Raw genomic sequence first — 13850 nt, forward strand, 5'->3', positions numbered from 1 at the left:
ATTGTATTAACGTTATTTTTTCGTCTACCTTATTAAACATAGGCGAGATTAAACAAGGAATGTTATGTCTGCGATGTTGTTATCAATGGTCAGTGGCGTCAAGCGCGTTTGTCAAACTGTTACCGTTGGGTTATTGCTTAGTTTGAGTAGTTATGTATCCGCACAACCAGCGAACTATGTTGGGTCTGAAGCTTGTATTGATTGCCATGCAGATCAAGTTGAAGCTTGGCAAGGTTCACATCATGACATGGCAATGAAACATGCAGATAAAACGTCTGTTTTGGGCGACTTTGATGATGTTCGTGTCATGCATGATGGAAAAGAAAATCGTTTTTTTCAAAAGGGGAAGGAATACTGGGTCAATATCGAAGGGCCTGATGGTCAGTTTCATGATTATAAAATCAGCTACACCTTCGCTTTCGAGCCACTTCAGCAATACATGGTGGAGTTTGATGATGGTCGAGTGCAGTTGATCCCTTTCGCTTGGGATTCCCGAACTAGTGAAGCAGGGGGTCAACGTTGGTTTCATCTTTACCCTGATACCACTAATACCGATGAGTTTTACTGGACCAACAGCGGTCAGAACTGGAACTTCATGTGTGCCGATTGCCACTCAACTAACCTGCAGAAAAACTACGACGCAGAGCAGAATCGTTATCAAACCACTTGGTCAGAAATCAATGTCGGATGTGAGGCTTGTCATGGACCCGCTAGTGACCATATCGACATGGCGAATAAATCAGAGAGTGGGGACGAGCAATCAATAGGTGCTTCTTTTGATGCTGCCAGTCATTACGGGTTTGACCGAGACCTATCACAAGCGGTTAAAGAGTGGGTTTATCAAGAGGGGAATACCACACTTCAACCGAAAGACATTATCCATACCAATCAAGTGCAGACTTGCGCGCAGTGTCATAGCCGCCGAACGCAACTGAATGAAACAGGCGATCACGTCAAGGGCTCTTTCTTTGACAAGTATCGACTAAGTCTGATCTCTCCAGAGCTCTATTATCACGACGGTCAGATTTATGATGAAGATTATGTTTACGGCTCGTTTTTACAATCGGCAATGGCTGAGAAAGGCGTGACTTGTACCAACTGTCATGACCCTCATACTGCTGAATTAAAGATCGCCGAAGAAGCAGTATGTAGCCAGTGCCATATTGCCTCCGAGTACACCCCTGAAAAACATACTTTCCATCAAGCCGGCACTGAGGCGTCGAAATGTACGACCTGTCATATGCCAGAAACAACCTACATGCAGGTTGACCCACGACGCGACCATAGTTGGCATGTACCGCGCCCTGATATAAGCCAGCATATTGATACACCGAACGTGTGTACAAGCTGTCACGAAGACAAAACCGACCAATGGGCAGATGCTCAGATCGCTAAATGGTTCCCAGAATCCAAGTATCGTAACCAACAACACTTTGCCGTGGCTTTTTATGCCGATGCGATTGGGCATCGAGGCGCAGTGGATGCTTTGGCGTATTCATCGCAAGACTCTAGCCTAAGTAACATTATCCGGGCTTCGAGCCTTGAGCGTATGGCTGGAAATACGGGGCAAAATACGCTGATTTCACTAGCAAGAGCGATTAAGCATGACAACGAGATGATTCGATTGGGCGCTGTTGCGGGCTCTTCAGGTTATGAGTTCAGTGACCGTTGGCAGATACTTGAACCATTATTGACTGATTCAGTACTCTCGGTACGAAGTGAAGCTGCAGGTGCTCTAGTTCGTTATTGGCGAGAAATGAACCCGCTGCAAAAAGACATCATTAAACCCGCTTTGGCTGAGTACATAGAGATACAAGAGTTTAATGCGGACAGAGGTTTTGGACGCACTAACTTGGGTAATGTTTATCGAGATCTTGGCCAGCACGATAAGGCGATTGAATACTACCAAGGAGCAATAAAAATAGAGCCTTATTTTGAGAACAGCTACGCCAACTTAGCGGATCTTTATCGTGCTATGGGGGATGAAACTAAAGCGATGGCGACGCTGAAGCAAGGTATTGAAGCACAGCCAAAATCGAGTGTATTGCCTTATAGCGCTGGGTTAGCAGCACTAAGAGGAAAGGACTACGTTCAGGCGAGAGCATACCTTGAGCAAGCGGCGGAAATGGCCGACACCAATCCGCAGTACTGGTATGTCTATGGTCTATCATTAGAGCAGGTTGATGTGCTCGCGAGTGCCAGAGCGTTACAGCGTGCTTACACAGCGAGTCGTAATCCACAGCACCTCTATGCACAATGCGAAATTCTGGCACGTAACTCAGCGCAATCGGGAGTGAAACCAGCGTTCGATCGTTGTGTTCAGCAGCTAGAGAAAATCGCACCGCCAGATGCCGTTAATCAACTGAAAAGAATGATCAAATGATAGCCTTCTAACGGAATAAGACAGAACGACCATTGTGAGAAAAGTAGCTATTGCCTTTATAACCAATAGTTATAGCGCTTGTGAGTAGGATGTACACAGCATATCGAATTGATAAGGATGACCTATGAACCACGCACAGCAAGCGATAAATCGACTCATAGAACAAACTGAAAAAAGTGTTATCGGTCAGAGCCACGTTGTTAGAGCTCTGGTCATCGGTCTACTCACCAATGGACATGTTCTGTTGGAGGGTTTACCAGGAACCGCGAAAACACGTTCAGTGAAGTCTCTCTCGAATTTACTTAACGCGAGCTTTGGTCGTATTCAATTTACACCCGATCTCCTGCCTTCGGATGTGACAGGTACAGAGGTCTACCAAGAGGTCGAAGGTAAACCTCAATTACATTTTCAAGCCGGTCCTATCTTTAATAGCATTGTTTTGGCAGACGAAGTGAACCGTGCGCCCGCGAAAGTACAAGCAGCGTTACTTGAAGCGATGGCAGAAGGTACGATTACCGTTGGTGGTCAAACCCATGTATTGCCTGAATTGTTCATGGTGTTAGCAACCCAAAACCCAGTAGAGCAAGAAGGCACATACCCGTTACCTGAAGCGCAAATGGACCGTTTCATTATGAAAGTCACGGTTGATTACCCTGAAGATGCCGCTGAGCGTGACATCATTCGATTAGTAAGAAGTGAAGAGCTAGGGAGTGAAACCAGTTCTGAATTGATTACGCCCCAACATATTGAACCTGAACTTGTCATAGAAGCGCGCCGTCAATTACCAGATATCTCTGTCTCTGAACTTGTTGAAGATTATATCGTTGCTCTCGTTATGGCGACCCGAAAGCCTGAACGTTACAGCGAGTCGAATCTACCAAAATGGTTAGAGATTGGAGCAAGTCCGCGCGCGTCAATTGCTCTTGATAAATGCGCAAGAGCCTATGCATGGCTACAAGGGCGTGACCACGTCACAATTGATGATGTGCGTGCGATGGTTCCAACTGTGTTAGGGCATCGTTTTTCTCTATCTTATGACGCATTGGCCGATGGTGTTGACCACCAACGAGTGATCGAAGAGTTGCTTGACGCAGTAGAGATTGGTTAAACGGGAGGCGTTATGGCTAAGCCAACTCAAGCGCCACAGTCACAAGGGCTAGATCCTCGGCTGTACTGCGATTATGCAAAGCTCGTTCGGTTACAGGCTCAAGCCGAGTCGTTTACCTTATTGCCACACTTGAAGGCGGGCAGTGTGCTGTTTGGTCGTCATAATTCCTTGTTTCGTGGTCGCGGTCTTAACTTTGAAGAGTTAAGGCATTACCAATTAGGCGACGACATTCGAAATCTGGATTGGAAAGTAACGATGCGTACCGGTAAGCCACATGTTCGTAGCTATACCGAAGAGAAAGACCGTAATGTGATGATCTGTGTCGATCAACGCAGTTCAATGTTTTTTGCTTCTCAATCCGTTATGAAGTCCGTGGTTGCTGCGGAGCTTGCGGCAATCTGTGGTTGGCGAGTGCTTAAAGACGGCGACCGCGTTGGCTACCTGATCGCATCACATCAAGCGCTATTTCACAATAAGGCGCAACGTTCCCAAAATGATCTGCTTTCCCAATTAAAGCATCTAGTTAAGGCTAACCAGAGTTTAGATGTGGCTTCACATGATAATAACGATGTGACGTTCAGTCGATGGATTGAGCGAATTAAACGCATGGGGCTCAAACAATCTACTCTCATTTTTATTAGTGATTGGCGTGACTGTGAAGAGCATCATCTTGATCGTTTGCAACAGCTGCAACAGCACAATGACGTTCTGGCAATTATGGTCAGCGACCCTCTAGAACAAGCACTTCCACATACACTCGCGGACGCAAAGTGGGTGGTGGGTGATGGTCGATACCAACTCAACCTCGACAGCCAGAGTAAAGTGACGGCGGCCAGCGAAAGCTTGGCACAAAAAGCAGCGCTTCAGAAGCAGTCGTTAGCTAAGTTAATGGCGATTAAGCATCTGCCGTATATCGAAGTAGATACCTCGGGGCAACACGTGTCTCAATTCCAAAAGCTGGTGGGAGGTCGCTAATGTCAGTCGAACATACCCCGCCTAGTACTTATATACTGCGCGATATTCAAGATATCGTGGTACCTGACAGTGTCAGTTGGCTACCTCAAACGATAGGCTGGAAGGTTCTAGGTGTCGCGCTAATCATAGCGTTTGCATACGCCGCTTATCGCTACGCTTGTTATCGTTGGCATAACCGCTATCGTCAAGAAGCGCTAGAGGTGCTTGATCAGATAGATCCTTCGGATAAAGGCTCGGCTAAGCGTGTTTTTGAAGTGCTGAAATCGGTTCTTCGTTATCTTAATGCTCGTCATGCGAGTATTCATGGTGAAGGTGCATTGGCTACGTTAGATGGCTATCTACCTAAAAAAACACCCACTACTTTTCAGGATAGCGCTTCTAAAATCTGGATGGACAGCTTAGTTAACCCAAGCGTTTATCTGACATTTGAACAACGTGTGGAAATTATAGAGAAGGCGACCACATGGGTGAAAGTGCACCAATACAGAGGTTCTGAGAAACCTCAGGAGACGCCACGTGCTTGATCTAATTTCACCTAGTTTTGAATTTGAACATCCACTTTGGTTAGTGATACTTCCGCTACCGTTTCTTGTCTACTTTGCTGTTCCTGCGTATCGAACAAAGCAGATGGCGATTAAAGTTCCTTTCTTTCGAGACCTAGTTGACGCCATTGGTGAGACACCGTCCGAGGGCGCTAGTCAGTTAACACCTAGCTGGTGGCAGCGGGTAACCCTAATTGTTACCTGGATCTTGGTCGTTTGCGCGTTGGCGAAACCGACCATTCTTGGAGAGCCGCAAACTCGCGAACAGTTCGGTCGTGATGTTATGGTAGTTGTCGATCTATCTGGCTCTATGTCGGAGGAGGACTTTACCTCGAAAGCCGGTGAAAGAATCTCGCGTCTTGATGCAACCAAAGAGGTGCTATCCGATTTTGCGAAAACGCGAGAAGGCGACCGCCTAGGATTGATCTTGTTTGGTGATGCTGCGTTCGTTCAAACGCCATTTACTGCAGACCAAAGTGTGTGGCTAGAACTGCTTAACCAGACGGATGTTGCTATGGCAGGGCAGAGTACTCATTTGGGCGATGCGATTGGCCTTGCAATTAAAGTTTTCGAACAAAGCCATAATCAACGCGATGCTTTGAGTGACCAAGTGCTTGAGCAAGATAGAGAAAAAGTGGTGATCGTGCTGACGGATGGTAATGACACTGGCAGTTTTGTTGAGCCAATTGATGCCGCTAAGGTGGCTAAAGCGAAAGGTGTGCGTATCCATGTTATTGCAATGGGTGATCCGCAAACCGTTGGTGAAGTGGCGCTAGATATGGAAACCATTCGTCGTATAGCCGAGGAGTCGGGAGGAAGCGCATTTGAGGCGTTGAATCGAGACGAACTGCAAAAGGCTTATGCGGAAATCGGTGAACTAGAACCTCAGCTCTATGAGAGCACGACTTATCGTCCGAAACAGACGATTCATCATCACTTAATGGCAATCGTGGTTGTTATGTATTTGACCGCCTTCAGCGCAGCGACCATGCGTCGTCGAAACCTCTTGAGAAAAGCGAAGCAACCTTTGATTCAGAAGCAAAAACAAGGAGAACAGAATGTTTGATTCTCTCGTTTTGCAGCAAGTGTTTACTCAATTTCATTTTATTCGCCCATTGTGGCTGCTCGCCTTCATTCCAATGTTCTTCTTACTTTGGCTACGTTGGCGTGAAGAGACGAAACCTAGTTGGAAAGATGTGCTGCCTGAGCATCTGCGCAACGCTCTCACGATCGGAGAACGAGGCTGGCGTAAACAGTTACCACTGAAGCTACTAATGGTGATCGTCGCTATCGCGATATTGATTTGTGCAGGTCCAACATGGCAAAGAGAGGCTTCGCCTTTTGGTGAAGATAAAGCCTCTATGTTGGTTGTGTTAGATAACAGCGAGACCATGCTTCTCAAAGACCTACCTCCTAGTCGCTTGGAGCGTTCAAAGCAGAAGATTCGTGATTTACTGGCCGCGCGTAATGGCGGTAATACTGGGTTAGTTGTTTACTCGGGCAGTGCACATGTTGCAATGCCAGTGACGCAAGATAGTAAAGTATTCGAGCCCTTCTTAGCCGCGATTACACCAGAGATTATGCCAGTAGCAGGGAAAATTGCCGAAGCGGCCCTGCCTCTCATTGATCAACAATTAAATAGTGAACCAGGTTCGACAGTGCTTCTGGTAACTGATGGTGTAAATCCAGCAACCATTAAAGCTTACGAAACGTTTTTTAACGACAAACCTTATCAACTGTTGATTCTCGCTGCAGGAAACCGCGACATTGTGAGTGATAACCCAGTGGATCTCAGAGCATTGAATGATCTGGCGAGTGCGACGGGAGGGCGAGTTATTGAAGTCACGGTCGATGACTCTGACATTCAAGTATTAAACCGTGCGGTTGAACGTAATATGCAGCTCAATGGTGAATCAGCAATGCCGTGGAAAGACATGGGCTATGGGTTACTGTTTCCTATTGCTCTCATTATGTTGCTATGGTTCCGAAAGGGCTGGTTAGTGCAATGGTGTATGGTTGGTGTACTGGTGACAGGTTCTTTCTACTCTAACCCGACGATGGCTGAACCTGTTAAATTGACGGCGGAAAAGCCAGTTCAAATTGAAGAAGTCACCGCTTGGGACAAAGCCTCTCAGTGGTGGTGGGATTTATGGTTAACTCCCGATCAGCAAGGGCAACGTCTACTTAATCAGCAAGAGTACCTTGAGGCGGCGAAGCATTTTCAAGATCCACTGCGAAAAGGTGTCGCTTACTACTATGCTCGTGAGTTCAAGCTTGCTCATAGCGCCTTCCTACAAACCAAGACAGATTTAGGTGTCTATTACTCAGCGACAGCGCTAGCGCGTCAGAGAGAATACTTAGCTGCTCGTGATTTATTGAAGTCACTATTGGAGAAACCAGATCTTGATAGCGAGCTTGCGGAAAAGGTTGAGCACAACCTCTCAGTATTCAACGGTATTGTTGAAGAGGTGAATCGCATGAGTGAAAGCCAAGCAGGCACGACCGATGGTCCTGAAGAGTCATTTGAACTTGATGAAGATAAACCAAGAACTGGTGATGGTGCAGAAGAAGAAACGGTCGCAGAACTGATGCTCAAAGAGACCCTGAACGCCAATGAAATACTCGGTAGTCAAGAACTGGCTGATAAATGGTTGAAAAGAGTCGAGGCTGATCCGAAGTACTTCTTAAAAGCGAAGTTTCAGATTCAGTTACGAGAGCCACAAATCGATGTAGAGCAGGAGAGCAACAATGAATAAATCTCTGCGTCATAGAATGAAAAGCGCGTTGAAAAACTGCCGCAGTCTATTAGTTATTGCTGCTGTTTTGATTGTGAGTATGACATCTCAATCGGTTTTAGCTAACGACATTAATGATTTGTACAAAACAGGAAAGGTAGAGTTAATTGCTTGGGTAGGCGAGCAGCCAACAACAGCCGACGAGAGTGAGCCCAAGAAGGAAATACCGACTTTCAGTGTTAATGAGCAGGTTGTATTAACGATTGAGGTTGCGACGCCACGCTGGTTCACTGGCGGCACGCGTATTGGTAACGTAGAAATGGCGGATGTTATTGCGAAGCAAAGGAATACACTCGCCACTAACTACACGGCACGTAAAAATGGTGAAACGTGGTCAAGACAGCGTTGGGAAATCACTTTGTACCCGCAAAAGAGCGGAGACTATGTGATACCGCGTCTGCCAGTTCGTGTGCAAGTATCCGCGGACGATGGCGAGAAAGTGAGTGGAACCCTATATACCCAACCGATCAAATTCAAAACACAGTTGCCTTCGGGTTTACTCACCGATGATACTCCTTGGTTTAGTGCGACCAGTGTTGATGTTGAGCAGGAGTGGCAACAATCTAATGAGAATTTAAAGGTTGGTGATGCGATCACTCGAACCGTTACTATCAAGGCACAAGACAGCTTATCGGTACTGCTGCCTAACTTGTTAGAGAACGAATCTACAGCTCAATACCAGGCATACCCTCAACCGCATAAATTAGATGATACGCAAGAGCGCGGGGATTACCGCTCAGAGCGAATTGAAGAGTCGGTGTATGTTATCCAACAAGGTGGTGATTTCACGCTACCTGAGTTGACCTTTCAGTGGTGGAATACTAAAGACGAACGATTAGAAACGGTTGTATTGGAGTCTACGTCATTTAGCGCGAAGCACACTCTAAAGTCATTTGTTAAAGCGTACTCAACAGCCATGATTGTCGCTGCTTTGTTTATTGCGATTGTGGTGATTATAGTGTTAGCGGGAAGACGTTATTATCAGACACGTCCGACTCCAAGGTGGTTAGCATTCCGCCGAGTTGTAAAAGCGGGCAATTGGCCGAAGATTCGCGGGTTTGTTTATCGAGAGCTCAGAAGTAAATCGTCACTGCTGGAGCTTGATAAGTGTGCGGATACTGAAGATTGGTCAGAGACAAATTTTGCATTTCAAAAAGGCAGCCAAGAGACTCACATTTTGCAGCGAGTTTGGAAGGTGGTGATTGAAACCCACAACCATAATGATCCGAACAGTCGCCAAAGCCCGCTACCTTGGTGGCGAAAATATTTTCCTAAAGCCTTACCTGATTTGGACCGTAAATCTCGATAGCGTGTGCCGTATCGCGGTGTTATGCCACTGAATCAACTAGGATTATAAAAGTACATTTGCAGACTCTTCATCATGGGGAGTCTGTTTAGCTATATTGGAGCTCTATGAAAAGCACTGAACTGAACCTGATTCCCATTTTTGTCGCGATTTACGAAGAACAGAACTTGTCTAAAGCGGCAGCGCGTATGGATATAAGCCAGCCGGCAGTGAGTAAGGCGCTAGCAAAGCTTAGAGATATCTACGACGAGCCTCTGTTCCATCGTACTACGTCGGGTGTTGAACCAACCGCTTTTGCATCGGACATCTATCCTGCAATGTCGGCCGCTTTGAAAAACTTTACCTCAACGCTCTCTGCATCGCGAGATTTTGACCCTAAAACCTCCAATCGAATCTTCTCTATCGCTTGCGTGTCGGCTGCGAGTTATGAGTTGATGCCTAAACTGATGAATCTCATCAGCCAAACTGCCCCCAATATTGCTTTAGAAATTCACCCTCTGTTTACTGAAGATTATGAGTCGGACTTACGTTTGCAAAGACATGATCTTATTGTCGACATGACGCCGAGAGGGCGCACCATGTTGAAACACGAAACGATTTCAACAGAAGAGCTGGTGGTGGTGTGTCGTGAAGATCATCCAACGATTGGCGATAGTATGGATATTGAGGAGTTTCTGACTCATGACCATGTAGTTGTTTCTCGTTGGCATGCCCGAAAAAGCTTATTGAGCGCAGAGGATTCTCAAGAGTTAGAGAAGCGTCGTATTGTGTATCGCGCGGCTGGAGTCGTCGAAATGATGCCCGTCATTGAGAACTCCGACTACATCGGTATGTTGCCTATGTCATCGGTTCGTTGTTTTGGTAATAAATACAAACTTAAGACCTTGCCACTGCCATTTGATCTAGAAGACTTAGATATGTGTATGATTTGGCACCCGAGCAGAACTAACGAGCCTAGTCATAAATGGCTTCGAGGCAAATTGAAAGCGGCCGCTAAAGAGGTCATGTCGCAATAAAATGATAGCCCCAGACGTTCGGGTCTGGGGCATAGTGCTTAAGGAATAAGAGGTTTATCGTTAGACTTGCTCTAACGAAACCTGTTTAGGAACCAGTTCTCGGTTTTGAAGGAAGTAAGTTAGCCAATCATCAACAGGCAGTGGGCGTGCAAAGAAGTAACCTTGCGCGTATTTACAGCCGATTTGGCGCAATGTACGCACATGGCACTGTGTTTCTAAGCCTTCTGCAATTACCGAGAAATTCAGTATTTGCGCTAGTTTGAGAATGGCGCACGTAATTTCATAATCAACTTTCGACGAGTTGATGTCCTCAACAAAGCTTCGATCGAGCTTAACGCAATCCGCAGATAGATTTTTCAATACCGATAGCGATGAATATCCGGTACCAAAATCATCAATGGCGATCTTGTAACCTTTAGAGTGCAGCAACTCTATCGTTCTTGAGCAGGTTTCGAAATCACGCATCATGTCACGCTCAGTTATTTCTAATAACAACTGATGAGGCTTACAGTCCGTTTGATCAAGAATCTCTTGCAACTGTTCTGCAAGGTCTGTTCTATAGAACATTCTCGCAGAGAAGTTGATCGAGAAAGTGACACCTTCAAGGTCAATACCGTCACGTTGCCATTCAGTAATCAGGCACGCTACTTTCTTGAACACCCATTTATCAATATCGATAATCAGGTCGCTCTTTTCGGCAACTTCTAGGAAGTCAACTGGCGGAAGCAAACCAAGCTTCGGGTGCTGCCAACGAACCAATGCCTCGGCACCAATAATCTCTTGAGTATTAAGGTCGACCTTAGGTTGGAAGAACACTTCCAGTTCGTCATTAGCGATCGCATGGCGTAGACCCATATTGGTTTCAATAAGGTCGTGAGCTTCATGGGTCATTTTATCCGCATAGACTCGGTACTGATCCCGACCATTTCGTTTCGCGTGATACATTGCAGTGTCTGCGTTTCGAATTAGGGTTTCGCGATCAGCACCGTGAGTAGGGTATTCACATACGCCAATACTCGCAGAAACGAAAATAGAGTTGCTACCGATGTAATAAGGCCTTCTCAATGCATGATTGAGACGCTTAGCGATCGGTTCACTCTCTTCTAGCCTCAAGTTCGGGTATACCACCAAGAACTCATCTCCGCCCATTCGAGCAACGAAGCCTTGATCGCCAACGATGTTGGTTAAAATATCTGAAACACTCACTAATAAGTTGTCACCGGGTGCGTGACCGAGTGAATCATTAATGGTTTTGAACTCATCGATATCAAGATAAAACAGCAAGAAAGGCGAATTGTTATCGATAGACTGCTGGATCTCTCTATCTAACAGCTTGGTCGCTAACAAACGGTTTGCTAAGCAAGTCAGTGGATCGTGGTGTGCGAGAAAGTCGAAGTTCTTTTTCTCTTCTGTTAGGTCTAAATAGGCCTCTGACAGACGCAATGACATATCATTATAGGCTTTCTCAAGGTGTGACCATTCATCGGTACGCCCCAAGTTGATTGGCTTTCTGAGGCTTTCCGATTCAAGACGATCAAAGCCTTGTTTTAAGGCATTCAGTGGTTGTCTGATGTGATGTCTGACAACGTAGTTTACCAATAACATGGATAGCAAGACCGCAAATAGGCTGATGATAATCGCGTTGAACCTTGAATTTGCGATCTCTTTTTCTAACTTGTCGGTCAGTGCTAAAGCCTGCCCTTGAACACGCGACTCTGTGTTTTCTACCATATCGAGCAGATCACTTTGAGCTTCCAATAGAGATGCCATTACGATCCAGCGTTGCTCTAAGTTAGCTCTAATGCGTTTAAGAGCTGCGTTGTACCGTTTTACGGTTTTGCTAATTTTCTCTTTTTCTGCAATGACAGCGGCTGTTTTAATATCAACGTTTTCTAAGTGAAGTAGAAAGATATCGAGTTCTTTTTCGACGGCAATGATCAGCACCTTTTCCGTTTCTGGCGTGATACGGCTATGGATGTCGCCAATCATTTTTCCTGATGTTAGAAAAGACTCTCTTAACATGTTGAACAGGTCGAGTTCATTGTCGTAGTTGATCAAGTTCGGTTGCTCTATGAGCCTAAGTCGACTGTCTGCGATCGCGAATTCGAGCTGATCAAGTTGCTCAGATAAAGTGACATCAATTTGATTGGTCTGTTTAAGGATTCGATTGAGCGCCAGCGAGCTACCTAGAAAACGGTGAAAATTATCAATGAATGCGTCGATCTTTTGAGAAAAACCTTCATTGGTCGATAAATCTCTAAGCTTCTGTAGTTGTAAATCAACATTGAATGCTTCTTCTGAAAGTGTACTTTCACTGAACAAAAATGTTTGTTCGAGCAATTTCACTCTTGAAGTTAGCGCGAATACACGACGGCTTATTTCCGAGTTAACAATGAGCTCTGAAACATGCGTTGAAGTTTCTGTTTTCAATGTCGACTCAACGTAGTAGAGCGATCGAATCACAACGATCACCGCTAAACTTACAATCAGCAGCGATACAAGGTTGGACAAGATGAGTCTTTGAGTGATGTTTATCTGATGTAATTTCATTAACGCTTCCAAATCTTCAGATAGGCTTCACGGTAGCCGTTTTGAGGGTCGTAGACCCCTTTATCTTCTTGGCCGATAAGTTCTTCAACATTATCTGGAGTGACGAGGTGTACTGGCGCTGAATACCCGCTAGGCGGCATGCCATTGAATGCGCGATTTAGCTCATCAACTATCTGCCAACCTTGTAGATATAAAGGCTCAGGAACGGTGGCCAGTTGGAATTGACCACTGTTAATACGTTTGTATGCCGCTTTACTGCCATCTCCAGCTGAAATGTTATTCGGGATGACTCTTAGTTGTTCGACGTTGGTCTCTAAAGAAGGGATCGCATAATCAATGTAAAGGTCATTAATTGCTAAAAGGTGAGTGATTTCTTGACCGTACTTCATATCGAGAGTTTGTAGCGTAGCTGGCATCTGCTCCGCAATTTTGTCCAGCGGCAAATAGTGGAGTTCAAGAACATCACATGTTGCGCAACGTTTAATTGTTTCGACCATCGCATTGGCTTTGATCATCGCAATCTCATAGTTAGGGTCGGTAAAGACCACTGTTTTGGCTTGGCCATTAGAATTTACTATCGCCAGTAGAGCAGCAACCTCTGCCACAGCAAGAGGATCGGTTGTGATGTTGGTATATAGACCGATTTCAGGGTTACCGCCAACAAACTCAGTCGCGTGCCATCCAATAACAACAATACCTAGTTCTTCAGCTTGCTTTAGGATGTGCTTATGTCGTACTGCATCAATGCCACCTAATACAATCGCGTCGGGCTGAAAGCTGATGGCCTTTCTGATAGCAGCGCCTTGGCGAACTTTTGAGCCCAAACCATCGATAAATCTAAGGTGCCAATTGATGTTCGAAATGGCTTCAGAGATACCGCGACCAACACCATAAACGCCTCCGTTGCGAAGATCAGAGGCAACAAAGATGACATTTTTCTCGTGACGAATCCTGGGGCCTTGAGTGGGGCCGTCCCAATGTTGTTGGCTTGATACTGCTCGTATCACTTTTTCTTTCGCATATTCGAAGAATTGCTGTTCACTGTCTGCCAAACTGGGAGTCCCCCAGGTACCAACAAGCAGCCAACTCACAAAAATTAACATTTTATTCATGATGTCTATAAAAGGCTTTAAACGATAACGGCTCTATATTTATAATATTGTCAATAAACATTC

The 13850-nt window shown here is 45.6% G+C and carries 10 protein-coding genes; 8 read left to right on the forward strand and 2 right to left on the reverse strand.

The features are described 5' to 3' along the window. Nucleotides 1-64: 64 nt before the first annotated feature. The 8 genes from KI743_RS01615 to KI743_RS01650 all read left to right on the forward strand — a co-directional run bounded on the left by KI743_RS01615 (nt 65) and on the right by KI743_RS01650 (nt 10125). Nucleotides 65-2383 carry a tetratricopeptide repeat protein gene (locus KI743_RS01615; protein ID WP_373417779.1) on the forward strand — a complete coding sequence of 773 codons (2319 nt, stop codon included), beginning with the start codon at nt 65-67 and terminating at the stop codon, nt 2381-2383. A gap of 124 nt (nt 2384-2507) precedes the next feature. Next, the gene (locus KI743_RS01620) at nt 2508-3491 is read left to right on the forward strand and encodes a MoxR family ATPase (RefSeq protein WP_285464488.1); all 984 of its coding nucleotides are present in this window, start codon (nt 2508-2510) and stop codon (nt 3489-3491) included. A gap of 12 nt (nt 3492-3503) precedes the next feature. After that, nucleotides 3504-4466 carry a DUF58 domain-containing protein gene (locus tag KI743_RS01625; RefSeq protein WP_285464489.1) on the forward strand — a complete coding sequence of 321 codons (963 nt, stop codon included), beginning with the start codon at nt 3504-3506 and terminating at the stop codon, nt 4464-4466. Continuing rightward, nucleotides 4466-4990, forward strand: coding sequence for a DUF4381 domain-containing protein (locus KI743_RS01630; RefSeq protein WP_285464492.1), 525 nt, complete (start codon nt 4466-4468; stop codon nt 4988-4990). Before KI743_RS01625 ends, KI743_RS01630 begins: the two co-directional genes overlap by 1 nt. Beyond that, a complete protein-coding gene (locus KI743_RS01635) occupies nt 4983-6074 on the forward strand; it encodes a VWA domain-containing protein (protein ID WP_285464494.1) in 1092 nt (363 codons plus the stop codon). The genes KI743_RS01630 and KI743_RS01635 overlap by 8 nt, the downstream gene beginning before the upstream one ends. Continuing rightward, the gene (locus KI743_RS01640; RefSeq protein ID WP_285464495.1) at nt 6067-7764 is read left to right on the forward strand and encodes a VWA domain-containing protein; all 1698 of its coding nucleotides are present in this window, start codon (nt 6067-6069) and stop codon (nt 7762-7764) included. The genes KI743_RS01635 and KI743_RS01640 overlap by 8 nt, the downstream gene beginning before the upstream one ends. Further along, nucleotides 7757-9112, forward strand: a complete 1356-nt coding sequence (locus KI743_RS01645; RefSeq protein WP_373417780.1) for a BatD family protein — start codon at nt 7757-7759, stop codon at nt 9110-9112. Before KI743_RS01640 ends, KI743_RS01645 begins: the two co-directional genes overlap by 8 nt. Before the next feature lie 104 nt (nt 9113-9216). After that, nucleotides 9217-10125, forward strand: coding sequence for a LysR family transcriptional regulator (locus KI743_RS01650; RefSeq protein ID WP_150869483.1), 909 nt, complete (start codon nt 9217-9219; stop codon nt 10123-10125). Between the two features lie 60 nt (nt 10126-10185). Here the strand turns inward: KI743_RS01650 and KI743_RS01655 are convergent, their stop codons facing one another. Together KI743_RS01655 and KI743_RS01660 are read right to left on the reverse strand one after the other, a co-directional pair. After that, a complete protein-coding gene (locus tag KI743_RS01655; RefSeq protein WP_285464497.1) occupies nt 10186-12675 on the reverse strand; it encodes a bifunctional diguanylate cyclase/phosphodiesterase in 2490 nt (829 codons plus the stop codon). Beyond that, on the reverse strand, nt 12675-13787 hold the full coding sequence (locus KI743_RS01660; protein WP_285464499.1) for a substrate-binding domain-containing protein: 1113 nt from the start codon (nt 13785-13787) through the stop codon (nt 12675-12677). The genes KI743_RS01655 and KI743_RS01660 overlap by 1 nt, the downstream gene beginning before the upstream one ends. Between the last annotated feature and the right edge of the window lie 63 nt (nt 13788-13850).

Origin of the sequence: Vibrio sp. D420a (assembly GCF_030248625.1) — a bacterium.
Lineage (GTDB): Bacteria > Pseudomonadota > Gammaproteobacteria > Enterobacterales > Vibrionaceae > Vibrio > Vibrio fortis_A.